Origin of the sequence: Vibrio sp. RW, from assembly GCF_027587105.1 — a bacterium.
Classification (GTDB): domain Bacteria; phylum Pseudomonadota; class Gammaproteobacteria; order Enterobacterales; family Vibrionaceae; genus Vibrio; species Vibrio toranzoniae.
In genome coordinates, this window is record NZ_JAPPTM010000026.1 from 1 (window position 1) to 25,727 (window position 25,727).

The following is a 25,727-nucleotide window of genomic DNA, read 5'->3' on the forward strand; positions in this document are numbered from 1 at the left end:
GCGCAACCTTGCCAAGGTTGAGGTCATCGGTTCGAACCCGATGTATCGCTCCAGCTTTCTTCTAAAAAAGCTAATAATATTCTTTGAACCACTGCGTTTAAAGGCGACCTTGAAGGTCACGCTCTTTCTTTAATGCTGCGAAGCATAATTCCCCAAAAAAGCAAATAATCCTCCATCACGGTGGATATTTTTTTGTCTTAAATTTTCCTTAGCAACTGGAATGCTAGTAAACATCAGGTCTCTGAAGCAGGTACTTGAGGTTTTTCATATCTATAAACAGACTTATCCACAAATTCTTCCATGTGGATAACTTGGTTGATAAAGTTATTTCAGGCTTGATTCTTTATATATATCAAAAAGATCTTTCTTGTTTTTAATACAACGCTCAAATTAAATATCTATTAAGTCATTGTTTTATATAACTTTGTTGGTATGTGTGTGACTTTATAAAAGATCGTTAACTTGTTGTTTTTTGATCTTAATCATTTATCGGTACTGTGTTTAACTTTGTGAAGGTGTCGGAAGTTTACGAGAGATCTGAATTTTTTCCACATTGTTAAATTGAGAACAAGGTCAAACATTGTTCGAAAATTATGTGCAACGAGTTGTGTTGAATATTGGACTATTGATATGAGTTTGTTTGTTAAGCGTTGATGCACAAAGGGCTAGGCGTCTCTTGGTAAGCCTTTTTCAACAATTCGAATAAGTCGGTGTTTTTTGGTAGACACTTTGTTGTGACCTTCTTGTTCCCTGCTAGCGTTCGGTAACTGTTGTAGTTGTTTTTCCAAAGCCCACTCAATATGAACATCCAACAATTCACTTTGACCGCGATACGATTCTAACGATTCAACAATGCGTTGTTGAAAAGGCGCATTGCCCATGGCGACAAAAATGTTTCGTAGCCATTGAGTGTGTCCAATGCGTCTGATCGCTGAACCTTCCATTCTTTTGAGAAAAGTAGCCTCATCCCAGCTTGAAAGAGCAACCAGGTCGGACTCTTCGAAATCTTCTCGACGGTGGAAATCTTTTTGGTCGGTAATATCGGCATGACGATTCCAAGGACATACGAGTTGGCAATCATCACAACCGTAGATACGGTTACCAATCGCTTCTCTGTATTCTTCCGGAATAATACCGTCGAACTCAATGGTTAAGTAAGAGATGCACTTGCGAGCATCCACTACGCCATCATCAATAATGGCACCGGTCGGGCAGGAGGTGATACAGGCGGTACATTTTCCGCATTCATCGACACTGGGTTCATCGACCGGAAGAGGGATGTTAACTAACAGTTCTCCTAAGAAAAACCAAGAACCGGCATCTTTATCTAGGATTAGTGAGTGTTTGCCTGTCCAACCCAGCCCTGCCTTTTGAGCAAGAGGCCTTTCTAAAATTGGTGCAGAATCGACAAATGGGCGTGAATCTAAACCTTCGACTTCTTTCTCAATTTTTTGGCCCAGCTTTTTCAATTGGTTACGGAACAATTTGTGATAGTCACGGCCCAATGAATAACGACTGATATAGCCTTGAGTGGTGTCGCTGAGATTAGAAGCAAACTGCGCTTCTGGTGGCAGGTAGTTCATTCGTGCGCTGATCACTCGAATCGTTCCAGGATGAAGCTCATCAGGACGTGCTCGCATCATTCCATGTCGAGCCATCCAATCCATTTCACCGTGATTACCCGCATCTAGCCATGCTTGAAGAGGAGCTTCGTGCTCACTTAAATCAACATCGCAGATGCCAACTTTTTGAAAGCCTAACTCTTTTCCCCAAATTTTAATTTTTTCAGCAAGATGGTCTAGGTTCATGGCTTAATTCTTATAAAGAAAAGGGGAACTAAAATTAGGTTCGGCAAAAATGGGGGCGGATCTTAACGGATCTTAGCGGTATTGACCAGAACTGACGTATTATCGTCAGTATTTTTCACAGAACTTACACTTGAGTGCTTGTTTCCTAAAAGCATCACGGTTTACTATTCTTGTTCTTTTGATTTTTATATAGTCAACGATCGATTTTTAGAGAACGTATTCATGAGCATTAAACAATTTACTTTGAAAGATGAACAAGCAACGATTCAATTAGGAACGGAGCTTTCTAATCTTTGCTCACAGCAGACGACTATTTATCTGCACGGTGATCTTGGCGCCGGTAAAACGACGTTCAGTCGCGGTTTTGTAAAAGCACTTGGCCATCAAGGAAATGTAAAGAGCCCAACGTATACTCTAGTTGAACCTTATCAACTTGCAGATTGGCAGGTGTATCACTTTGATCTCTATCGCTTAGCCGACCCTGAAGAGTTAGAGTTCATGGGAATTCGTGATTACTTTACTCCAGATGCTATCTGTTTGGTGGAGTGGCCAGAGAAAGGCTACGGGATGCTACCGGAAGCTGATTTGGATATTGAGATTCGTTACCAAGACGATCACCGTATTGTTTCTTTAACCGCTAACAGTGAATACGGACAGCGCTTACTTAATCAGTTGGATTTATGTTGATTTCTAAACGCCTTTTTTCTACAGCAGCCATGATGGCTGCTATTTTATCTTTACTGTTTTCTTCACTTTCTTTTGCTAATTCACTTAAAGGTTTGCGGGTTTGGCCTTCTCCTGAAGAAACTCGTGTGGTGATCGATCTGCAATCGGAAGCTGACTTTAGTTATTTCACTCTGAGTAGCCCGAGTCGCTTAGTTGTCGATTTAAAAAATACCAACCTTGCGACCCAGTTGCCTGTTGTGGTGAAAGATAGCCCTATTCTGTCGAAAGTCCGTAAGAGTTCCCCACCAGAGAAAAACACTTATCGCTTGGTGTTTGAGTTGAAAAGGTCGTCTGAAGCCGATTTATTTAAACTCAGCCCAACACCTGGTGGTCAATATGGTCACCGTTTGGTGATTGACCTCCCTCATGGTGCTATCAGTAAAGATAAGTCGACGCCGAGTAAGTCAACGGTAAGTAAAAATATTAATCAGGTTAAGCGTCAGAAAGATATTCTGATCGTGATAGATCCTGGGCACGGTGGTGAAGATCCAGGCTCGATTGGCCCGACTCGTAAGTACGAAAAGAATGCGACTTTGAGTATATCTCGTAAGCTTGCAGCCCGGTTGAATGCGGTGCCAGGAATTACGACGCGCTTAACACGCAATGCCGACTACTTTGTGAACTTGAACCGACGTGTTGCGATTGCTCGTGAGAATGAAGCTCACCTGCTGATCTCTATTCACGCGGATGCCTTTACGACACCTCAACCAAGAGGGGGATCGGTGTTTGTGTTGAATACTCGACGTGCGAATACCGAAATATCACGTTGGATTGAAAACAAAGAGAAACAGTCCGAATTATTGGGTGGTAGCGGCGCGGCATTCACTAGCAATATGTATGATAAGAACGTCAACCAAACCTTGCTTGACCTGCAGTTTAGTCACTCTCAAAAAGAAGGCTATAAATTGGCAGCGACGATTCTGTCTGAAATGGGTAAGGTCGCTAGGCTGCATAATAGTAAACCGATTAACACGAGTTTGGCTGTATTACGTTCACCACAAATTCCATCGGTATTGGTCGAGACGGGCTTTATTTCGAACCCGACTGAAGAGCAACTTCTTTTTCAACGCTCGCACCAAGATAAACTTGCGCGTGCAGTGACCAAAGCGGTCGTTAAGTATTTGAAAGCGAATCCGCCTGAAGGGATTATCTTGTCGAAGGCCACATCATCAACGGGTAGCGTCAGCCAGCACAAGGTGTCTCGTGGCGAGTCGTTATCTGTGATTGCCAGTAAGTATGGCACGTCGACGCAGGCCTTGATGAAACTCAATAACCTGAAGTCGAGTAGCCTAGCGATAGGCCAAGTGCTTAAGATCCCAAGCAGCGCTTCAGGTTCATCGTCTAGCAGTGCCGTCAAAACCAAGACCATAACTCACACGGTTAAGTCTGGAGAATACCTCGGCAAGATAGCCAGCCGTTATAAAGTATTGGTCGCAGACATTAAGCGCGAGAACCGTTTGAAGTCTGAAACCCTGAGAGTGGGCCAAAAGTTACGTATTACGGTTGAGGTGAAAGATGTACCCTTGCGTAAACATAAAGTCGTGCGAGGTGATTACCTTGGTAAGATTGCCTCAAAGTATGGCGTGAGCATTAACAGTATTCGCCAAGCGAACAATCTACGCTCCGATGGTTTAGCCGTCGGCCAAGTGCTGATTATTCCGCACAAGTAGTTTAGCCAATGTTTAAGTAATGTTTAGAACATAAAGCAATCTCTAATGCGAGAAGTGCTTCTATAAATGGCAGTAAGGTAGCTATGAATATGACGATCAAAATACTGCCAGCTCGGTTAGCTAACCAAATCGCAGCGGGTGAAGTGGTAGAAAGGCCAGCCTCTGTTGTAAAAGAGTTGGTAGAGAACAGCTTGGATTCAGGTGCTACACGTATCGATATCGATATCGAGAAAGGTGGCGCTAAGATGATTCGCGTTCGTGACAATGGCAAGGGAATCGTTAAAGATGAGCTTGCGTTGGCATTGAGCCGTCATGCTACCTCCAAAATCCATACCCTTGATGACCTTGAGGCGATCGTCAGCCTTGGTTTTCGTGGTGAAGCGTTGGCGAGTATTAGCTCTGTCGCACGCTTAACCATGACCTCTCGCCCTGCAACTCAAGATCAAGCTTGGGCTGCACACAGTGAAGGCCGAGAGATGCAGGTTAAACTGCAGCCTGCTGCACACCCTATTGGTACCTCGGTTGAGGTGTTGGACCTGTTCTTCAATACACCAGCACGGCGTAAGTTCTTACGTACCGAGAAAACCGAGTTTACTCATATTGATGAACTGCTTAAGCGAATTGCGTTAAGCCGCTTTGATGTGACGATCAACCTGCGTCACAACGGCAAGATGATTCGTCAGTATCGTGCGGCCAAAACCGATGTTCAGGCTGAAAAGCGTATTGCAGCTGTGTGTGGTCATGCTTTTGTCCGTCATATGCTTAAGATTGAGCTCGAACATCAAGGGTTAAAACTTCATGGCTGGATCACCACGCCTGAAGGAGCAAGGCAGCAAAGCGATCTGCAATACTGCTATGTGAACGGCCGTATGATGCGCGACAAATTGATCAACCATGCAATCCGTCAAAGCTATGAAACCAGCCTTCGACCAGACCAATTTGCGACGTATGTGTTGTTCATTGAGCTAGACCCGCACCAAGTCGACGTGAATGTGCACCCAGCCAAGCATGAAGTGCGTTTTCATCAAGCACGCCTTGTGCATGATTTTATTTACCAAGCATTGAGTGATGGTCTTGCGCAAAGCAAACAGATCGACGCTGCGCCAATTAATCAGTCGGCTTTTCATCAACTAGACGTGGATCATTATCAGCAAGATGGTGCTGTTTCTGAATCTAGCGATGCGACGAATGTTTCCGAACAAGAAGACACTGTGCCTGCCGATTCAGAGCAAAACTTAGTGTCAGAAAGGGTGCGACAGTCTATTGAGCAAACGCCAGCTTACCCAAGAAAATCAGAACCTGAACCTGATTCTAACCGGTCTCAAGATAGTGTTAATGACGGCGGGCAAGGCTATGCTTCATCAACCAACTCAAGTTCATCAACCAACTCAAGTTCATCAACCAACTTAAGTTCGTCACCTAACGTAAACTCGTCCACTCACCTCAGCTCGCCTGAGCGTGAAACCAATTTTACCGGCTCTCCCCGTCAAGAATGGATAGAGTCTCGACCGGCACCGCAGAAAGAAAAAGAGCCGCATCAACACCATGCTGAGCCCGCGCCTTCTAAGCGCGAAGTGAAAGCTTACAAAGAGCTCCTAAAAACCCCTTATTTTGATGAACAAGCCGTTGTGGATAGATCAGAGGCAAACGTTGCGCCTCTGCAGAGGAATCCAATTTCGAATAAGACTGACGATATTAAGCCCGTTGATACGAAACCAAGAGCTCCGGTAACTGACTTGGGGAAGGCGGTTACCGTTGTAGAGCGTCAGTACCTCGTGATGGGCAATAAAAATGGCTGTGTATTGGTTTCTTTGGCCAAGGCTGAGTTGTTGCGTGTTATTGGTCAAATGGATACTCAAAGTGGGCCGTTGAAAAGCCAACCGTTGTTAGTGCCTTTATCTATTAAGCTTGGTAGTGAACTTGTCGAGGTGGCGAAAGCATTAAGCCAAACACTGACGTTGCTGGGTATTGAGCTTAAGGCTCGCAACAGTGAGACGGTGATGGTGATGGGCGTACCTTCGCCTTTGAGACAGCAAAACTTACAAATTTTGATCCCAGATCTGTTATCTTACGCGGCTTCAATAAACGGCCAGATTGTAGAGCATCACGCGGCTAATGTTGCTAACGACATATTGCCATCGCTTGCCTTCTGGATCGGGATTCAAACCGCGCAAGTAAAAAGCGACTACACTTTATCTGAAGCGGTTCAGCTCGTTGGGGAACTTGAACAGCTTTGGCATGGTCTACTTCCATTAGATGATCCTGAGTTTGTTCATCCTATCGATTTTTCAGCGACCATAGCCGCGTTTTCGGTTTAACTTTTTCGCGACCACATTTATCTTTTCAGCTGAATGTATCGCGACATAAAGCCCTTTGCTATAAAGGCTCTAACAGAGAAAATTATACTAAATATCATGACTGAAAAATTACCTTTAGCGTTGTTTTTAATGGGCCCAACGGCATCAGGAAAAACAGAGTTAGCTATTCGCTTACGTCAGAAATTCCCAGTAGAGATCATCAGTGTCGATTCGGCATTGATCTACAAAGATATGGATATTGGCACCGCTAAACCGGATGCGGAAGAGCTTGCGCTTGCGCCTCATCGCTTGATTGATATTCTGGATCCCAGCGAAGCGTATTCGGCGGCAGATTTTCGTCGTGATGCGATCAATGAAATGAATAAGATTGTCGCGGAAGGGAAAATCCCGTTACTGGTCGGTGGCACAATGCTGTATTACAAGGCCCTGTTGGAAGGTTTATCGCCATTACCTGCCGCGGATCAAGAGATTCGTCAGCAAATTGAAGCGGAATCTATCGAGCAAGGCTGGCAAGCACTGCATGATCAATTAAGAGAGATAGATCCCGTCTCCGCTGAAAGAATACACCGAAATGATCCACAAAGGCTTTCAAGGGCATTGGAAGTTTATCGAATTTCGGGTAAAACATTAACTGAGCTAACTCAAACGAAAGGCGATAGCCTGCCATTTCGTGTAAAACAATTTGCTATAGCTCCCAAGGAAAGGACTGAACTCCATCGCCGTATTGAGCTGCGTTTTGAGAAGATGATAGAAGCGGGTTTTGAAGAGGAAATGAAGGCGCTGTACGCCAGACAAGATCTTCACCCAGAGCTCCCATCGATCCGATGCGTTGGTTATAGACAGATGTGGGATTATTTAGACGGGAATTGTGATTTAGACGAAGCGGTTTTCCGTGGTGTCTGTGCAACCCGTCAGTTGGCCAAGCGACAAATCACCTGGTTGCGCAGTTGGGATGATTTAACTTGGTTAGATAGCGAAAACATTGAACAAGCGTTAGAAACTCTTTCAGATGCAATAGCATCTGATTAGTATTGCTGTGTATAATGTGATCGCTTTTGCGTGAATATACTCTGGAAAGGATCCGTTATTGAGGCTTTTAAAAAATCACAGCCTTTCAATAACAACGGAGTTTTTTTATTCATTTAGCTCAGATGCAAAGGCCGCACCTTTTTGTGCACCACTAGCTAAATAATTACAACAAAATACAAATAAGGAAAATAAAATGGCTAAGGGGCAATCGCTACAAGACCCATTCCTAAATGCACTCCGTCGTGAGCGCATTCCTGTCTCTATCTATCTTGTTAACGGCATTAAGCTGCAAGGTCAGATCGAGTCTTTCGATCAATTTGTGATCTTATTGAAGAACACAGTAAACCAGATGGTTTATAAGCATGCGATTTCTACTGTGGTTCCTGCTCGTGCGGTTAGTCACCACAACGGCGAGCAACGTGCGCCATCTGATCGTCCAGAGAAAACTGAAGATTAATTATTTAACGAATACAGCACATGCTGTAATAAGGAGTTGGTTGCTTGTTTGACCGTTATGAATCCGGCGAGCGAGCCGTACTTGTTCATATCAACTTCACGCAAGAGGGAGAATGGGAAGACCTAAGCGAATGTGAAATGCTGGTCTCCTCTGCGGGGGTAGAAACGCTACAAGTGATTACTGGTAGCCGCCAATCCCCACTCCCTAAATACTACGTTGGAGAAGGTAAAGCCCTAGAAATTGCTCAAGCCGTTCAGCTGACCGGTGCTGAAATTGTGATTTTTAACCACTCTCTCTCTCCTGCCCAAGAGCGAAACCTCGAGCAATTGTGTAAATGTCGTGTGATTGATCGCACGGGGTTGATCTTAGATATCTTTGCACAACGTGCGCGAACTCATGAAGGTAAGCTACAAGTTGAGCTCGCTCAACTTCGTCATATCTCTACTCGACTGATTCGTGGTTGGACTCACCTTGAAAGGCAGAAAGGTGGTATTGGTCTTCGTGGTCCAGGTGAAACTCAGCTGGAAACTGATCGACGTTTGTTGCGTGACCGTATAAAGGCAATACTGCGTCGTTTAGCAAAAGTAGCTAAACAACGTGAACAAGGACGACGTGCTCGTCATCGAGCTGAAATCCCAACAATTTCTTTGGTTGGTTATACCAACGCAGGGAAATCAACACTTTTCAATCGCATCACAAGTGCAGGTGTTTATGCAGCAGACCAACTATTTGCAACCTTAGACCCAACACTACGTAAGATTGATTTGGCAGATGTCGGGCCTGCAATTCTCGCAGATACCGTAGGTTTTATCCGTCATTTACCACACGACTTGGTCGCTGCGTTCAAGGCTACGTTACAAGAGACGCAGGAAGCTGACATTTTGTTACATGTTGTTGATGCCAGTGATGACCGCTTTCGTGAGAACATTCAGGCGGTTCATGAAGTATTAGAAGAAATTGATGCTCATGAAGTGCCAACCCTTGTAGTCATGAATAAAATTGACTGCATGGAAGACCAAAAACCTCGAATTGAAAGAGACGAAGAGGGCGCACCTCGCGCTGTTTGGGTTTCTGCAATGGAAGGAGAAGGTATTGAACTGCTGTTTGAAGCTTTAACTGAGCGTTTAGCTAGCCAGATGGTTCAATTCCGGTTGTGTATTCCACATCAACATCAGGGCCGTATTCGCAGCTTATTCTTTGAGATGAAATGTATTCAACAAGAAGAGTATGATGAAAATGGTAACTTGTTGATAGATATCCGAATGCAACAAATAGATTGGTCTAAACTTGAAAAAAGAGAAGGGGCGCTCTTAGGTGACTTTATCGTTACCAAAGAGACTGCTACAGTATAACGTCATATCAAATGATGGAGCTTTCTAATGGCGTGGAATGAGCCTGGAAATAATAACAACGGTGATAATAACGGCCGCGATAATGACCCTTGGGGTAATAAAAATAATCGCGGCGGCCGAGATCAAGGACCGCCAGATCTAGACGAAGTGTTTAATAAACTAAGTCAAAAGTTAGGTGGCAAGTTTGGTAAAAAAGGTGGTGGCGGTAACGGACCATCTATTGGTGGAGGCGGTGCAATTGGCTTTGGTGTCATTGCCGTTATTGCCATTGCTATCTGGTTCTTCGCTGGTTTCTACACGGTTGGTGAGGCAGAAAGAGCAGTCGTGCTTCGACTGGGTCAGTTTGATCGTATCGAAGAACCTGGCCTTAACTGGCACCCACGTTTCATCGATGAAGTTAAATCGGAACAACTGGTAAACGTTCAAGCGATTCGTTCGCTACGTGCTTCAGGCACGATGCTGACAAAAGACGAAAACGTTGTGACCGTTGAGATGGGCGTTCAATACCGTGTTTCTGACCCATACAAATACTTGTATCGTGTAACGAATGCGGACGACAGTTTACGTCAAGCAACCGATTCTGCGCTTCGTGCGGTGATTGGTGATTCACTGATGGATAGTATCCTAACGAGTGGCCGTCAACAGATTCGTCAAAGCACTCAAGAAACGCTCAATCGTATTATCGATAGCTACGACATGGGTATTCTGATTGTTGATGTGAACTTCCAGTCAGCACGTCCACCAGAGCAAGTGAAAGATGCATTTGATGATGCAATCGCGGCTCGTGAGGATGAAGAGCGTTTCGAACGTGAAGCTGAAGCATACCGAAATGACATTCTTCCAAAAGCAACAGGTCGTGCTGAGCGTTTGAAGAAAGAAGCGGTTGGTTATTCAGAGCGCATCGTTAATGGTGCTCTAGGTCAAGTGGCTCAGTTCGAGAAACTGCTACCGGAATACCAAGCAGCGCCTGAAGTAACACGTAACCGTATGTACTTAGATACAATGGAAAAAGTGTACTCAAGCACATCGAAAGTGCTGATTGATTCTGAATCAAGCGGTAACTTGCTATACCTACCAATTGATAAGCTAGGTGCTCAAGGTGAAGGTCAGTCGGGTAAGCGCTCGAAAAAAGCCCCATCGACTTACGATCAAATTGAGCTAGAAACTCAAGCGGATCCAAAGTCTAGCACTCAAACTCGTTCAGATAGTTCACGTCAAGGGAGATACTAATAATGCGTAAGTTAATGATCCCTGTATTGGTTGTGACGTTGGCTTTACTACTAATGTCAGTGTTTGTGATTCCTGAAGGCGAGCGCGGTATCGTGATTCGTTTTGGTCGTGTATTGAAAGATAATAATGATATCTCTCAGATCCACGAACCGGGTCTGCACTTTAAGTTGCCATTGTTCGACCGTGTGAAAACACTTGATGCGCGTATTCAGACAATGGATGGTCGTTCAGACCGTTTCGTAACGTCAGAGAAAAAAGACGTCATCATTGATTCATACGTTAAGTGGCGTATCCAAGACTTCGGTCAATACTACTTGGCAACAGGTGGCGGTAATGCATTGACGGCTGAAGCGCTACTTGAGCGTAAAGTAACGGATGTATTACGTTCTGAGATCGGTTCGCGTGAAATTAAGCAAATCGTGTCAGGTCCTCGTAATGAGGATATTCTGCCAGACTCTGCTGATAGCGAAGTTGTGACAACGGTAGCGGCTGCAGAAGCGCTAGAAGTGGATGGTGAACGCGATAAGATCATGGCAAACGTATTGTCTGATACTCGTGAGAGTGCGTTTAAAGATCTTGGTGTTGAAGTCGTTGATTTCCGTATGAAGAAAATCAACCTTCCAGACAACATCAGTGACTCTATCTATAAGCGTATGCGTGCCGAGCGTGAATCGGTTGCTCGTAAGCACCGTTCACAAGGTCGTGAGAAAGCAGAAGTTATCCGTGCTCAAGCTGAGTTAGAAGTGGCAACAGTTCTTGCTGAAGCGGATCGTACTGCTCGAATCACTCGCGGTGATGCCGATGCAGAAGCAGCGAAGATCTACTCAGATGCTTTCAACAAAGACCCTGAGTTCTATGGTTTCATGCGTTCATTGCAAGCTTATGAGACATCATTTAGCGATAAGAGCGATATTCTAGTACTGGATCCGAAGACAGACTTCTTCCAATACATGAATCAAGCAAGCGGTGCTCCAGCAAAATAAGCTGATTCGTTAGTTGAAAAGCGAATGCTTAGTTCAAGTAGCGAAATACACTAAAATTAAAAAGGTTCCCATCATGGGAGCCTTTTTGTTTTCTGACAGATGATAATTCACTGTTTTGGAATCTCAGGGGGGGCCGCTCAGTAGCGTTGTGCTTTGAGAAAGCCTAACGGTAAGTCATGAACGCGATAACCGCTCCGGCAACAACAAGGCAGCCTCCAATGCGACGTAGCTGGGTGTCTGGTTGCTGGCTAAGTTGGGCAACCATATTTCTCCAGCCGTTTGGTGCCACTAAGGGCCCAAGCCCCTCGACGATAAGAACAAGCCCAATAGCGAGCCAAATTGAATGGGACATCATGCTGCCTTATATTTATAAAAAGATAATGATATCAGCATCTTTAAAGCTTCGCCCCGAGTTATCGCAGATTTGTTTTTGAATGGCCTTGATGATTATGCACAAAAAGTGACTGCAAGAAGCGTGATTCAGTGCTAGAATCCATTTTTAATTAGCAACAGAAATTGGAAAGATGGGAAATAACGTAGTCGTTCTAGGCACCCAATGGGGTGATGAAGGTAAAGGTAAAATCGTTGACCTTTTAACTGAAGATGCAAAATATGTGGTTCGCTACCAAGGCGGTCACAATGCAGGTCACACACTTGTAATTGACGGTGAAAAAACCGTTCTTCACTTAATTCCATCAGGCATCCTACGCAATAACGTTAAATGTGTTATCGGTAACGGTGTAGTTTTATCGCCTGACGCACTTCTAAAAGAAATGAAGCCTCTTGAAGATCGCGGTATCCCTGTACGTGAACGTCTTTTCATTTCTGAAGCTTGTCCTCTAATTCTTCCGTACCACATTGCTATCGACAACGCGCGTGAAGTCGCTCGTGGCGCGAAAGCTATCGGTACAACGGGTCGTGGTATCGGTCCAGCTTACGAAGATAAAGTTGCTCGTCGCGGTCTACGCGTTGGTGACCTTTTCGATAAAGAAGCCTTTGCTGAAAAGCTAAAAGAAGTCATGGAATTCCATAACTTCCAACTAGAGCATTTCTACAAAGCCGAAACAGTAAGCTACGAAGAAGTACTTGAGCAAGCGATGAGCTACGCAGACATGCTAACTGCGATGGTTATCGATGTAACTGACGAACTAGACGCAGCACGTAAGCGCGGCGACAAGATCATGTTCGAAGGTGCTCAAGGTACGCTACTTGATATCGACCACGGTACTTACCCATACGTAACGTCTTCTAACACGACGGCTGGTGGTGTTGCTGCAGGTTCTGGTTTCGGTCCTCGTCACATCGGTTACATCCTTGGTATCACTAAGGCTTACTGTACTCGTGTTGGTTCAGGTCCATTCCCAACTGAGCTATACGATGGCCTTGAGAAGCAAGATCCAATTGGTAAGCACTTAGGCGATGTTGGTCATGAGTTTGGCGCAACAACAGGTCGTCTACGTCGTACAGGTTGGTTCGATGCGGTTGCTATGCGTCGTGCAATTCAAATCAACTCTCTATCTGGTATCTGTCTAACAAAACTAGACGTTCTAGATGGCTTAGAAGAACTGAAAATCTGTACTGGTTACAAGATGAAAGATGGTTCTATCCTAGAGGTTTCTCCAATGGCTGCTGAGTCATTTGAAGAAGCAACGCCAATCTACGAAACTATGCCTGGTTGGACTGAGAACACATTTGGTGCTAAATCAATTGATGCGCTTCCACAAGCTGCTCTTGATTACATCAAACGTATCGAAGACCTAACAGGCGTGCCAATTGATATTATATCAACTGGCCCAGATCGTAACGAAACTATCATCAAGGTTCACCCATACAGCGCGTAATGCCTGCCTGAGTGATTCAACACATAAAGTGTTGTGATAATTAAATCGTTTCTAAAAGCCGACTTTGTTAAGTCGGCTTTTTAATACCTGCAATTTGAGAGTCGAATACCAATCACAGTAAGTAAGTGATCAAAAATAGCGCCGGAAAAATGCTTGAGAACAAGGCAGAATTTTTCGATAAGTAGTTATTCTACAATCAAAAATTCTAACGAAGTTATCGAGTATTTTAACAAGCTAGAGTGAGCAGTTATTTACTACGATTGGTATATAGCTTTGGGTGGTGATATTTTGTACGCCATCTGGCAAAATATTGCCCGTTAGCGGCAAGTTTTGTCTAAAGCCGTCAAGGTTATTGCCGATACAGATATCATGGAAAGTGAAGTTCACCCTATTTTGTGCGCGTAGAAATCCTCTGTCGCCCTCAATAGATAACTTTAACGACAGATAATAGAGTGCAGGTATGAGGCTACGAATTGTAGCAGCTTCATTGATAATGGCGCTGAGCTCACCCTTGAGTCATGCAAATTTGGCTGATGTGGGAGAGCCCGTTCCAATATATACAGAAGCTGAATTGATTAAATTAATTGAGAATAATCAACACCTAGAGCGCGTGAAAGCGGATAAGTGCCAGTTAGTTGAAGATATCGTTGCGCGTGCGACGCGTATCAGCTTGCCTTCTTATGAGTTTTTATATGGTGATATGTTGGCGTGGGGGGTATGTGTTCCTCAAGACGTAGAGCTTGGTCTGTATTATATGGAAAACGCAGCACATCAAGGTTTACCCGCCGCGTTAGAGCAGCTGGGACGTTATTATTCTCGTGGTACTTTGGTTCAACAAGACAAAGAGCGTGCGATTCCGTATTTACGTGAAGCGGCTGCTATGGGGAACCTAAGTGCGAGTATTCATTTAGCTGAGCTGTTGCTACGTGACTATGGTAGCCCGCTAGATTATGAAGATGCTTATCGCTGGTTATATAACTCGGTAACGGCAGACCAAAGGCAACACAAGCGCATTACTGTACTTAGAAGTGGGTTAGAGCAGAGGATGCCTGAAAACATTATCGCTCGAGCTAAGCGCCGAGATGTATTCTGGTAACCCCGATACTATTTTAGGTTGATGATTAACTCCTGCACTCGTTACTCATCAATATTAAGGTAGATAGAAACAGAAAGGCCTCGCCGGTGAATACCCGCGAGGCCTTTTTGATCTGCACGGTTTTTTATTTTTAAAAAGCGTAGCGAGCTAGTGTTCGTCGTTACTGCACAACCTCACCAGACTCAATGACCGTTTCACGAACCACTTTGGTGAAATCGAGTGCTTCTTGGCGAATCTTATCTTCGTCTACTGTCAGCATGTTGCGGTCTTGCATGATGATCTTGCCATCCACGATGGTGTGGCGAACGTTCCCCGAGTTTGCAGAGTACACTAAGGCTGAATATGGGTTGTACACAGGAACCATGTTTGGTGCCTTGGTATCGATCACTATGATGTCGGCCAGTTTGCCTGCTTCAAGAGAACCAATTTTATCTTCCATGTGCAATGCTTTGGCTGCGCCCATTGTTGCCATGTCGATCACTTTGAGCGGCGGCATCGCAGCACGGTCTTTATTAACCAACTTGTGAACCTTAGCCACTTGGTTGAACTCATCAATTGTGCTCAGTGTGTTACCAGACATCGGCCCATCGGTACCTAAACCGATACGCACATTTTCGTCATACATCTTAAGGGCTGGGGATACGCCTTTCGCTGATTTGATATTGGCACTCATGTTATGAGCAACGCCCATGTCTGACTTTTTCACCAGTTCGATATCTTGATCATCCACTAAGATCATGTGTGCGCCAACGAGGTTTTTGTTGAGAGCACCAATGCTGTCCATGTATTGAACTGGTGATAGTCCATTTGAACGTTCTGCGATTTTCTCTTCTTCACGGTGTGATTCTGCAAGGTGAATCATCACTGGCACATCTAGCTCTAAAGAGAGTTTAGAAATTTTCTGCAGGATCTCAGTCGTATTTGTGTAAGGCGCATGTGGGGCAAACGCTGGCGTAATTCGAGGATGATCTTTGTATTCTTCGATGAAGTTCAGTGCGTACTTAATCCCTTCTTCGGCATTGGCCGCATCGGCGACTGGGAACTTAATCACGCTTTCACCTAAAATGGCACGCATCCCGATCTGGTCGACAGTTTTCGCGACTTCATCCTCAAAGTAGTACATATCGGCGTAAGTGGTGACACCGCCTTTCACCATTTCAACGTTACCTAGGTTAGCACCAATGCGGACCATGTCTCGCGAAACCAGTTTCTTTTCTAGTGGGAAGATGTAGCGATGGAGGCGATCGGGCACATCATCGGCGAGTGAACGGAAAACCGTCATCGATACGTGAGTATGAGTATTAATGAGACCGGGCATGACGATATCGCCATCCACATCGAGTACTTGTTTAGCTTGGTATTGCTTCTCTAATGAAGCATCGCCTACCGCAATGATTTTGTTGTTTTTTACGACAACAGTACCGTTCTCATAAACCGTTTTGTCTTGGTTCATCGTGAGAACCATCGCATCGGTAATCATCAGATCGGCTTTTTCCATCGCTGAACTGGCGAATGAAAATAGGGCTAGGCTTGTCATTGCAGAAGCCAATAAAGTGCGTTTAAGTTTCATATCAATACTCGAAACAGAAGTGGGTAAAGTATCAGAATCATAGAGTATTTCATTTATCGAGCAAACGTTTGTTTTATCGTTTGCTTGAGGTTCTGATGATAGATAATGGCGATGAAGTCATTTTTAACAAAGGGAAGTATGCATCAATTTGAGGTTATTTTAGGCTTTTCCAAAGCATATCTGTAGGTTACCTCTAGCATCAGATATACTAGGGGTATATACATTCCTTGCTTAAGCAGGCCCGCCTATGTCAAAAAAAACACCGATGCCAGAAAATACCACCACGACAACCAATATTGATCCCTTTGCAGACCGAGAGTCTAAAAATTACGACAACCCAGTACCAAGCCGAGAGTTCATTTTATCGTTTCTAACAAAAGCGAATATTCCAATGAACCGTAACGATCTATTCGAAGCTTTGGGTCTTGAGGGTGAGGAGCAATACGAAGGCCTGCGTCGTCGTTTACGTGCAATGGAGCGTGATGGACAGCTCATCTTTACTCGTCGTCAGTGCTATGCATTGCCTGAGAAGATGGAACTGATTAAAGGCTACGTGATTGGTCATAAAGACGGTCATGGTTGGGTTCGCCCAGATGGCAGTGTCGGTAAAGATAACGATATCTTGTTGCCGCATCACCAGATGAAAACCATCATGCACGGTGATTACGTGTTGGCTCAGCCGACTGATAATAGTAAGCGCGGTCGTCGTGAAGGGCGTTTGGTTCGTGTTCTTGAAGAGCGCAAAACGCCACTTGTTGGTCGTTTTTTCCTAGAGTATGGCCACTCTTATGTGGTCGCCGATGATTCACGGATTAGTCATGACATCCAGATCCCTACTGAGCATAAAGGCGGTGCTCGAATGGGGAATGTGGTTGTGGTTGAAATTACGGATCGCGGTAGTCGCTCTCGTAACATGATGGGTAAAGTCACCGAAGTTCTCGGTGAGAACATGGCACCGGGTATGGAAACGCAGATCGCGATCCGCACTCACCAGATCCCAAATGAGTGGCCTGAAGCGGTTGATAAGCAAATCGCAAACCTAGGCGAGCACGTTCCTGAAGAAGCAAAAGAAGGACGTGTTGATCTACGTAAACTGCCATTGGTCACGATTGATGGTGAAGATGCTCGTGACTTTGATGATGCGGTTTACTGTGAAGCGAAAAAAGGCGGAGGCTGGCGCCTATGGGTGGCCATTGCAGACGTAAGTTACTACGTTCGCCCAGATACAGCGCTAGACAAAGAAGCGATTAACCGTGGTAACTCGGTGTACTTCCCATCGCAAGTCGTACCAATGTTGCCAGAGATATTGTCCAATGGCCTATGTTCATTGAACCCTCAAGTCGACCGCTTATGCATGGTGTGTGAGATGACTATCTCAGACAAAGGCAAGCTATCAGGCTACAAACATTACGAAGCAGTCATGAACTCTCATGCTCGTCTGACTTACAACAAAGTAGGCGCGATCTTAGATGGCAATGAAGAGCTTCGCGAGCGTTACGAGCCAGAAGTACCGCATCTTGAAGAACTGCACAAGATGTACAAAGTGCTTAAGAAAACGCGTGATGAGCGTGGTGCGATTGAATTTGAAACGGTAGAAACGAAGTTTATCTTCAATGCGGATCGTAAGATCGATCGTATTGAGCCGGTAATCCGTAACGATGCACACAAGATCATCGAAGAATGTATGATTCTCGCGAACATCGCATCGGCGTCTTACGTAGAAAAAGCGAAGGAGCCTGCTCTATACCGTGTTCACGAAACACCGGGAGAAGAGCGTTTAGTTGGTTTTAAAAGCTTCTTAAGTGAGTTAGGTCTAACGTTGGAAGGAGGGTTATCTCCATCACCAACAGATTACGCCGAATTAATGCAGAAAATTCATGAGCGTGAAGATCGTGAGTTAATTCAGACCATGTTGTTACGCTCGATGAAGCAAGCGGTATACAACGCAGATAATGCGGGTCACTTTGGTTTGGCATTGGAGCGTTATGCGCACTTTACTTCACCAATTCGTCGTTACCCTGATCTATTGTTACACCGCGCAATTAAGTACTTAATCGCTAAAGAAGAAGGTCGCAGCAGCGAACGTTGGACACCAACGGGTGGGTACCACTACACATTCGATGACATGGATTTCTACGGTGATCAGTGTTCAATGACTGAGCGTCGTGCGGATGATGCAACACGTGAAGTGAACGACTGGCTGAAATGTGAATACATGCAAGACCATGTCGGCGAAGTGATGGATGGTGTTATTGCCAACGTGACTGGCTTCGGTTTCTTTGTTCGTCTAACTGAACTGCACATTGATGGCCTGGTTCATATATCTGCGCTAGCGAATGATTATTACCAATTTGATGCTGTTGGTCAGCGCCTAGTGGGTGAGAGCTCTGGTAATATCTACCGCTTGGGTGATTCGGTTAAAGTGAAGGTTTCTGCGGTTAACTTAGAAACTCGTCAAATTGACTTTGATTTGGAAGACACTGAGCGTCAGCCGCGTGGTAAAGGCAAAACGGCCAAGAAACGCGCATCAGATGCGATGAAAAAGGCAAAGAGCAAGAAACGCTCGGCAGTAAAGAGCAATCAACCAGGAACGTCTGCGAAGCCTTTGGTTGAGCCAACTAAGCGACCAGACGGTAGTACTCAAGAGTCTGATAAGAAGAAGTCGGCGAATAAAACCGGTGCTGCTAAAGCTCGCGCTAAGAAAAAACGGGCAGCAAGTCGTAAGCCAAAAGCGGATAAGTCTTAATATTTTGGTTTACAAGGACCAGCACGGTTTAGCGTTTCACTAATTGAATGCGAGAGTATCAGGCGAAAGACGCATACTCTCGAAATAAACAACACAGAGAGGGAGGTGTCGGAATGGATGCGCTCTTCTCTGAGCACTATGAGTAACTTGAGATAATGAGTAACGAATTTATTTACGGTATTCACGCGGTGAAAGCCGTACTAGAAAAAGATCCAGTACGCTTTATTGAAGCGTATGTACTGAAAGGTCGCCAAGACGAGCGTCTTCTTCCATTGCTGAACCAACTGCAGCAGTTTGGTGTATCGATCCAGCAGATGGGCCGTAAGCCGCTTGATGAAAAAGCACAAGGTGCGAATCACCAAGGTATTATCGCGAAGGTAAAGCCTGCTAAGCAGCTTAATGAAACGCACCTAGACGATATTCTAGCGCAACATGAACAGCCATTACTGTTGGTTTTAGATGGCGTAACAGACCCTCATAACCTAGGTGCTTGCCTTCGTAATGCCGATGCGGCTGGTGTGGCTGCGGTTATCGTTCCGAAAGACCGCTCTTCGCCGTTAACGGCAACGGTAAGCAAGGTAGCATGTGGTGCGGCTGAAACGGTTCCTCTAGTACGTGTAACCAACTTGGCTCGCACAATGCGTGCACTGCAAGAGCAGGGCGTATGGTTTGTGGGAACGGCGGGCGAAGCAACGCATGATATTTACCAAGCGAAGCTAACTGGCCCGTTGGCTGTAGTGATGGGCGCGGAAGGTGATGGTATGCGCCGTTTAACGCGTGAAACTTGCGATGACTTGATTAAGATTCCAATGGCAGGCAGCGTGTCTAGCCTGAATGTTTCTGTAGCGTCGGGTATTTGCCTGTTCGAAGCGGTAAGACAGCGTTTAGCTCAATAACGCCTACTCATTAATGCTGGGGGTCGTGATGCTTTACGACATAAAGCGTTAGAACTATTCTAAGTCTATGAATTTATTAACGCTCACCCGAGTTGGTGAGCGTTTCTTTTTCTGGCCCAAGAGAGAGAATATTTCGCTTTCTTGGATGGCTAGATGGCGAAAGGAAAACTGTTTCATTATTAGCCAAATACCGCTTGCTAATACCGGGTTCTTTCTATAATATTTGCCGTCCTTAAAACTCGGTCATTTTTCTTTAGTTCCTTGCTTCCCTTGGACGACCGAGCCTTTCGTGGAAGCTAATAATCCGTAAGGAGCAACCAAATGCGTCATTATGAAATCGTATTCATGGTTCACCCTGATCAAAGCGAGCAAGTTGCTGGCATGATCGAGCGTTACACTGGTTCAATCACTGAAGCTGGCGGTACTATCCACCGTCTAGAAGACTGGGGCCGCCGTCAAATGGCTTACCCAATCAACAAACTTCACAAAGCTCACTACGTTCTTATGAACGTTGAAGCTGGCCAAGAAGTGATGGACGAGCTAGAAACTGCTTTCCGTTTTAACGATGCAGTTCTACGTAACATGATCATGCGCACAAAAGGCGCTGTGACTGAGCAATCTATCATGCTTAAGCAAAAAGAAGAGCGTGCAGAGCGTGCTCCTCGTCGTGATGACCGTGAAGAACGAGCACCACGTCGTGAAGAAGAAGCTAAGCCAGAAGCTGCTGCTGAGTAATTCTTTTTTGACCCTTTAGGTCATTAAATTTTATTCAACTCGTTTAGGTATTTTCACTTCAAGCATTTGCTTACGTTTATTTATAAACTTGTGTCAATACCGCATTATTAAATTTAGATCAGGAGATAGCCCATGGCTCGTTTCTTCCGTCGTCGTAAATTCTGCCGTTTTACTGCAGAAGGCGTACAAGAGATTGACTACAAAGACGTAGCAACTCTAAAAAACTACATCACTGAAGCTGGTAAAATTGTACCTAGCCGTATCACTGGTACAAGTGCTAAATACCAACGTCAGCTAGCTCGCGCTATCAAGCGTTCTCGCTACCTAGCACTACTACCGTACACTGATAAGCATCAGTAATCGGTAATAGTTAACAATAGTTTAAGAGGACAAAGATAATGCAAGTTATTCTACTTGATAAGATCGGTAACCTAGGTGGCCTTGGCGACCAAGTAAACGTTAAATCTGGTTACGCTCGTAACTTCCTTATCCCACAGGGTAAAGCAGTTATGGCAACTAAAGACAACGTTGCTATGTTCGAAACTCGCCGTGCTGAACTAGAAGCTAAAGTTGCTGAGCAACTAGCTGCGGCTCAAGCTCGTGCTGAGACAGTTAACACTCTAGAAGGCGTTACAATCGCTTCTAAAGCTGGTGACGAAGGTAAACTATTCGGTTCTATCGGTACTCGTGACATCGCTGACGCTATTACAGCGGCAGGTGTTGCAGTAGCTAAGAGCGAAGTACGCCTACCTGAAGGCGCTCTACGTAACACTGGTGAATTCGAAGTAAGCATCCAACTTCAATCTGAAGTTTTTGCTACTGCGAAAATCACTATCGTTGCAGCTGAGTAATTTCAGTACCAAGACGAATTCTTTCTTTTGAAAGTTTTAAACACCAGCTACGGCTGGTGTTTTTTTATGTCTGGAATATAGGAAATATAAGGAAGGGTTGTGGTAAGTAAAAAGCTTACGGTGATCCAAATGCTCTTATTGCTGAACAAGCAGTCGTTCAGATTAGAATTGGAATAATAGGTTAACAGACAGCACCGAGTCTTCTTTGCTCAACCCATTAGGCACCTTGTCGTGGTATTGACGAGAGTGAGCGATCTTCAACGCAATATTATCAGTGATATCGTTGATCGCTTCTAATTCAGTATCAAAGTTTAGGTTGCTGTGTCCTGACACAACAGTCACATTCGCTTTGAATTGTAAGTTCGGCAAAACTTGCCATGACGTATTCACGTTGCCCCGGAAAATCGCTTCCTCAACAATGTCAGGAAAGATGATGTCATCATCGTCTATCTCATCAAGGTTAGGTTCTTGGTAACGAAAACCAGGCCCTATTTCCACTTCTAAAATAAACTCTTCTGTATTTGAAAATTGATAACCAAGGCCACTCGAAACGGTATAATCTTTAAAGTACGCGCTGTATCGAGAGTCGACACCTTTAAAGCTGCCGTAAAGATAGGTTTTAGGGCTTAATTTGTAGTCGCTTTGAGCTGAGTACGTCGATTGCCTTTTATCCTCTTCACCATCTTTGTAGAGATTGTAGTATTTCCATTCACCACTGGTTCTATGGCGCCCGGAGGTGTACTCACCATTAAGGCGAGCATTAAGCGATCGGGATTCTGAGTTACCATTATGCGATTGGTAACCAAATTCAACTTCGGTTTTCAGTGGATTAGGCAGTTCTGTATCACTCGGTACGATATCCATATCTTCTTCGGGTGCCGGTGCAGCGACAAGCGGTTCAGTGGTAGCTTCTGGTACTACTATAGAGTCGAGTATTGCATCAACAGAGGGTTTAGCATCATCAGCTAAAGCCAACGGAGTGCTCAAGAGACCTGTGCTCAGAAGGCCAGTGCTCAGAGCCAATAATTTGGACACGCATACCCCAGTTATACAGTGAATTAATGGAAAGATCGTAATGCTACCCTTGGTGGTTTCAGTCAGCAATAGGTAAATTTTTCTGGAAGAATAAAACAAACCTGTAGGATCGGATTACAAATGAATGTTCTTGGGTATAATGAGCGATCATTATTAGTTATTGAGTGTAGTCATAGTGGATAGCAAAAGTCAGAAATCAGCCAACGATCCGGTGGATGCCATCAAAGTCCCACCACATTCATTAGAAGCTGAGCAATCTGTTATTGGCGGCTTGTTACTGGACAACGAGCGCTGGGACACGGTTGCTGAAAAAGTGGTGAGTAAGGACTTTTATAGTCGTCCTCACCGTCTGATCTTTGAGGCAGTAAAAGATATCCTTGAAGAAAGTTCTCCTTTGGATCTTATTACACTCTCTGAACATTTAGAGTTGCGTGAGCAACTGGAAGATGTCGGTGGCTTCGCTTACTTAGCTGACCTTGCGAAAAACACACCAAGTGCAGCAAACATTAATGCTTATGCGGATATCGTGGCACAGCGTGCTCTGGTACGCAGCCTGATTGGTGTGGCGAATGAGATTGCTGATTCGGGTTATGACCCACAAGGACGTACATCAGAAGAGCTAGTCGATCTGGCTGAGAGTAAAGTTTTTGCCATTGCCGAAGGTCGTACAAGCGAAAATGAAGGCCCACAAAACGTTGATAACATTCTAGAGAAGACGCTAGAACGTATCGAGATTCTATATAAAACGCCACAAGATGGTGTGACGGGGGTCGATACTGGTTTTAACGACCTCAATAAGAAGACGGCAGGCCTACAGGGTTCTGACTTAATTATTGTCGCTGCACGTCCATCGATGGGTAAAACGACGTTTGCGATGAACCTGTGTGAAAACGCAGCGCTGAAACAAGATAAGCCAGTCTTGATTTTTTCTCTTGAGATGCCAGCAGAGCAGCTGATGATGCGTATGTTAGCGTCACTTTCTCGCGTAGACCAAACTAAGATCCGTACTGGTCAGTTAGATGATGAAGATTGGGCGCGTATTTCATCGAGTATGGGTATTCTGATGGATAAAAAGAATATGTATATCGATGATAGCTCGGGCCTAACCCCAACAGAGGTGCGTTCTCGTGCTCGACGTATTGCTCGTGAGCATGATGGTCTCTCTATGATCATGATAGATTACCTGCAATTAATGCGTGTACCTTCGTTATCTGATAACCGTACTCTTGAAATCGCCGAGATTTCGCGTTCATTGAAAGCGCTCGCGAAGGAATTGAACGTTCCGGTTGTGGCTCTTTCTCAGCTTAACCGTTCCCTAGAGCAACGTGCTGATAAGCGCCCTGTAAACTCGGATTTGCGTGAATCAGGTTCGATTGAGCAAGATGCCGATTTAATCATGTTTATCTATCGTGATGAGGTTTATAACCCAGACAGTTCACTAAAAGGCATCGCTGAGATTATCCTTGGTAAGCAACGTAACGGTCCGATCGGTTCCGTGCGTCTGACCTTCCAAGGGCAACACTCTCGTTTTGATAACTATGCAGGCCCTGCATTTGATGATGAGTAATCGTTAATGACTTATATGAAAGCAGCGACAGCGAGTATTGACCTGGGTGCATTAGAGCACAATCTCCAACTGATTAAGTCTAAAGCACCTCACTGTAAAGTGATGTCAGTGGTAAAGGCTAATGGTTATGGGCATGGCTTATTGAACATCGCTAAACACTCTAAGAACTCTGATGCGTTCGGTGTCGCTCGTATTGAAGAAGCCTTACAACTTCGTGCTGGTGGTATTGTTCGGCCTGTGCTGTTACTTGAGGGCTTTTACTCTTCGGGTGATTTACCGGTATTGGTGGCCAATAACATCCAAACAGTGGTGCATTGTGAAGAGCAACTCAGCGCTTTAGAAAACACAGCGTTAGAATCACCGGTTGTGGTATGGCTTAAAGTCGATAGCGGTATGCATCGCTTGGGGGTTCGTTCTGAACAATATCAAGATTTCGTAGATCGCCTGCATCAATGTCCGAACGTGGCTAAGCCGTTGCGTTATATGAGCCACTTCGGTTGTGCTGACGAGTTAGACAAAGCCACGACACAGCAACAGACTCAATTATTCCTGTCTTTGACTGAAGGCTGTGAGGGCGAACGCTCTCTTGCGAACTCTGCAGGCTTATTAGCCTGGCCAGATAGCCACTTAGATTGGGTTCGTCCTGGAATCATCTCTTACGGCGTATCACCGTTCGTAGATAAGTCAGCACAAGAGCTTGGTTTTAAGCCTGTGATGACTCTGACATCACACTTGATCGCTGTTCGTGATGTTAAAACCGGGGAAAGTGTTGGTTATGGCGGCAACTGGATCAGTGAACGAGACACTAAAGTAGGGGTTATCGCGATAGGTTATGGTGATGGTTACCCTCGAACTGCCCCTAACGGTACTCCGGTGTTTGTGAACGGTAGAAAAGTACCGATTGCAGGTCGAGTGTCAATGGACATGCTAACGGTTGATCTTGGCCCTGATGCTACTGATAAAGTGGGTGACGAAGCGACGCTATGGGGGAAAGGCTTACCTTCAGAAGAAGTGGCAGAACATATTGGTACCATTGCTTACGAGCTGGTCACAAAGCTGACCCCGCGTGTCGCAATGGAATACGTAAAATAAAGATGTTCAAGTCTTTCTGATTATTTAAGGGTGGCACATAACTGTGCCACCCTTTTTATTTACTGGTAATTCTCTGGTTATCAATCGATCTTTATGGCTGAACGCTTACGGTTATTCGCCTTGGATTGTAGCAATGACAGTGCGGCTTCCACCACAATCTCGATGTTCACCTAAGTAAATACCTTGCCATGTTCCTAAAGCTAAACGACCGTTGGTGATTGGAATTGTCACACTGGTGCCAAGTGTCGATGCTTTAATGTGAGCAGGCATATCATCATCGCCTTCATAAGTGTGTCTATAGTAGGGCGCGCGCTCGGGAACAAACTTATTGAAATGCGATTCCATATCGCCACGCACTGTTGGGTCTGCGTTTTCGTTTAGCGTGAGGCTGGCAGAGGTATGTTGAGTAAAGAGATGTAATAAACCAACGGATAGAGAGCCAATATCGTGTATCTGTTGTTCAATTTCATCAGTAATGAGATGAAATCCACGCTTTCGCGCATTTAGGTGTATAGTCTTCTGAATCCACATACGCCATCCTTTATAATGTATTTGGAAAAAAAGTGGTTTAACGCTATCTTTTGAACTTGAATTTATCAGGTATCGCTCACATTTAATTATGTTAGAGCTAGAGTTTGTACCGATCTTTCTATCAGGAATTCGAATCCTGATTTATCTCAAGGTACCGCTCTTCATATACGGCATAATACGTCGTGAAAAAAAAT

General features: G+C 44.8%; 22 protein-coding genes. 17 read left to right on the top strand and 5 right to left on the bottom strand.

Going from position 1 to position 25,727, the window contains the following annotated elements:
• Nucleotides 1–665: 665 nt before the first annotated feature.
• Nucleotides 666–1,808, bottom strand: a complete 1,143-nt coding sequence (gene queG, locus OCT63_RS17470; RefSeq protein ID WP_161675149.1) for a tRNA epoxyqueuosine(34) reductase QueG — start codon at nt 1,806–1,808, stop codon at nt 666–668.
• Between the two features lie 222 nt (nt 1,809–2,030).
• Here queG and tsaE point away from each other — a divergent pair, with 222 nt between their 5' ends.
• The 8 genes from tsaE (at nt 2,031) to hflC (ending at nt 11,573) form a co-directional block, all read left to right on the top strand.
• Nucleotides 2,031–2,495 carry a tRNA (adenosine(37)-N6)-threonylcarbamoyltransferase complex ATPase subunit type 1 TsaE gene (gene tsaE, locus OCT63_RS17475; RefSeq protein ID WP_017055700.1) on the top strand — a complete coding sequence of 155 codons (465 nt, stop codon included), beginning with the start codon at nt 2,031–2,033 and terminating at the stop codon, nt 2,493–2,495.
• Entirely contained in the window at nt 2,489–4,204 is a 1,716-nt protein-coding gene (locus OCT63_RS17480) for a LysM peptidoglycan-binding domain-containing protein (RefSeq protein ID WP_269984180.1), read from the top strand. Before tsaE ends, OCT63_RS17480 begins: the two co-directional genes overlap by 7 nt.
• Nucleotides 4,205–4,293: 89 nt before the next feature.
• On the top strand, nt 4,294–6,522 hold the full coding sequence (gene mutL / locus OCT63_RS17485; RefSeq protein ID WP_269984181.1) for a DNA mismatch repair endonuclease MutL: 2,229 nt from the start codon (nt 4,294–4,296) through the stop codon (nt 6,520–6,522).
• A 96-nt stretch (nt 6,523–6,618) separates the two neighbouring features.
• On the top strand, nt 6,619–7,551 hold the full coding sequence (miaA, locus tag OCT63_RS17490) for a tRNA (adenosine(37)-N6)-dimethylallyltransferase MiaA (RefSeq protein ID WP_269984182.1): 933 nt from the start codon (nt 6,619–6,621) through the stop codon (nt 7,549–7,551).
• Between the two features lie 193 nt (nt 7,552–7,744).
• Entirely contained in the window at nt 7,745–8,008 is a 264-nt protein-coding gene (hfq, locus tag OCT63_RS17495; protein WP_017055704.1) for an RNA chaperone Hfq, read from the top strand.
• 44 nt (nt 8,009–8,052) lie between these two features.
• Entirely contained in the window at nt 8,053–9,360 is a 1,308-nt protein-coding gene (gene hflX, locus OCT63_RS17500) for a ribosome rescue GTPase HflX (RefSeq protein WP_017055705.1), read from the top strand.
• A gap of 27 nt (nt 9,361–9,387) precedes the next feature.
• Nucleotides 9,388–10,590 carry an FtsH protease activity modulator HflK gene (gene hflK, locus OCT63_RS17505; protein ID WP_161675157.1) on the top strand — a complete coding sequence of 401 codons (1,203 nt, stop codon included), beginning with the start codon at nt 9,388–9,390 and terminating at the stop codon, nt 10,588–10,590.
• 2 nt (nt 10,591–10,592) lie between these two features.
• Nucleotides 10,593–11,573, top strand: coding sequence for a protease modulator HflC (hflC, locus tag OCT63_RS17510; RefSeq protein WP_269984183.1), 981 nt, complete (start codon nt 10,593–10,595; stop codon nt 11,571–11,573).
• A gap of 163 nt (nt 11,574–11,736) precedes the next feature.
• Here the strand turns inward: hflC and OCT63_RS17515 are convergent, their stop codons facing one another.
• The gene (locus OCT63_RS17515) at nt 11,737–11,925 is read right to left on the bottom strand and encodes a DUF2065 domain-containing protein (protein ID WP_017055708.1); all 189 of its coding nucleotides are present in this window, start codon (nt 11,923–11,925) and stop codon (nt 11,737–11,739) included.
• 172 nt (nt 11,926–12,097) lie between these two features.
• Here OCT63_RS17515 and OCT63_RS17520 point away from each other — a divergent pair, with 172 nt between their 5' ends.
• Together OCT63_RS17520 and motX are read left to right on the top strand one after the other, a co-directional pair.
• Nucleotides 12,098–13,414, top strand: a complete 1,317-nt coding sequence (locus tag OCT63_RS17520) for an adenylosuccinate synthase (protein ID WP_017055709.1) — start codon at nt 12,098–12,100, stop codon at nt 13,412–13,414.
• 460 nt (nt 13,415–13,874) lie between these two features.
• The gene (gene motX / locus OCT63_RS17525; protein WP_046225118.1) at nt 13,875–14,510 is read left to right on the top strand and encodes a flagellar protein MotX; all 636 of its coding nucleotides are present in this window, start codon (nt 13,875–13,877) and stop codon (nt 14,508–14,510) included.
• A gap of 160 nt (nt 14,511–14,670) precedes the next feature.
• On the opposite strand, the gene OCT63_RS17530 is transcribed toward motX, so the two are convergent.
• Nucleotides 14,671–16,080, bottom strand: coding sequence for an amidohydrolase (locus tag OCT63_RS17530; RefSeq protein WP_161675159.1), 1,410 nt, complete (start codon nt 16,078–16,080; stop codon nt 14,671–14,673).
• 247 nt (nt 16,081–16,327) lie between these two features.
• On the opposite strand from OCT63_RS17530, the gene rnr reads away from it, so the two are divergent.
• From rnr to rplI, 5 genes are all read left to right on the top strand, one after another.
• Nucleotides 16,328–18,826 carry a ribonuclease R gene (gene rnr, locus OCT63_RS17535; protein WP_161750162.1) on the top strand — a complete coding sequence of 833 codons (2,499 nt, stop codon included), beginning with the start codon at nt 16,328–16,330 and terminating at the stop codon, nt 18,824–18,826.
• 155 nt (nt 18,827–18,981) lie between these two features.
• A complete protein-coding gene (gene rlmB, locus OCT63_RS17540; RefSeq protein ID WP_046225115.1) occupies nt 18,982–19,722 on the top strand; it encodes a 23S rRNA (guanosine(2251)-2'-O)-methyltransferase RlmB in 741 nt (246 codons plus the stop codon).
• 321 nt (nt 19,723–20,043) lie between these two features.
• Nucleotides 20,044–20,457 (top strand): 30S ribosomal protein S6, encoded by a 414-nt coding sequence (gene rpsF / locus OCT63_RS17545; protein WP_004735855.1) that lies wholly within the window; start codon nt 20,044–20,046, stop codon nt 20,455–20,457.
• A gap of 132 nt (nt 20,458–20,589) precedes the next feature.
• The gene (rpsR, locus tag OCT63_RS17550) at nt 20,590–20,817 is read left to right on the top strand and encodes a 30S ribosomal protein S18 (RefSeq protein WP_000090472.1); all 228 of its coding nucleotides are present in this window, start codon (nt 20,590–20,592) and stop codon (nt 20,815–20,817) included.
• Between the two features lie 38 nt (nt 20,818–20,855).
• The gene (rplI, locus tag OCT63_RS17555; RefSeq protein ID WP_060467039.1) at nt 20,856–21,308 is read left to right on the top strand and encodes a 50S ribosomal protein L9; all 453 of its coding nucleotides are present in this window, start codon (nt 20,856–20,858) and stop codon (nt 21,306–21,308) included.
• Nucleotides 21,309–21,470: 162 nt separating this feature from the next.
• Here the strand turns inward: rplI and OCT63_RS17560 are convergent, their stop codons facing one another.
• Nucleotides 21,471–22,412 carry a DUF481 domain-containing protein gene (locus OCT63_RS17560; RefSeq protein ID WP_161688467.1) on the bottom strand — a complete coding sequence of 314 codons (942 nt, stop codon included), beginning with the start codon at nt 22,410–22,412 and terminating at the stop codon, nt 21,471–21,473.
• A 106-nt stretch (nt 22,413–22,518) separates the two neighbouring features.
• Between OCT63_RS17560 and OCT63_RS17565 the strand changes: the two genes are divergently transcribed.
• Complete coding sequence (locus OCT63_RS17565; RefSeq protein ID WP_201023935.1) at nt 22,519–23,910, top strand: replicative DNA helicase; 1,392 nt, start codon at nt 22,519–22,521, stop codon at nt 23,908–23,910.
• A gap of 6 nt (nt 23,911–23,916) precedes the next feature.
• On the top strand, nt 23,917–25,002 hold the full coding sequence (alr, locus tag OCT63_RS17570) for an alanine racemase (protein ID WP_060467041.1): 1,086 nt from the start codon (nt 23,917–23,919) through the stop codon (nt 25,000–25,002).
• Nucleotides 25,003–25,113: 111 nt separating this feature from the next.
• On the opposite strand, the gene OCT63_RS17575 is transcribed toward alr, so the two are convergent.
• Nucleotides 25,114–25,533, bottom strand: coding sequence for a secondary thiamine-phosphate synthase enzyme YjbQ (locus OCT63_RS17575; protein WP_269984184.1), 420 nt, complete (start codon nt 25,531–25,533; stop codon nt 25,114–25,116).
• Nucleotides 25,534–25,727 lie beyond the last annotated feature (194 nt).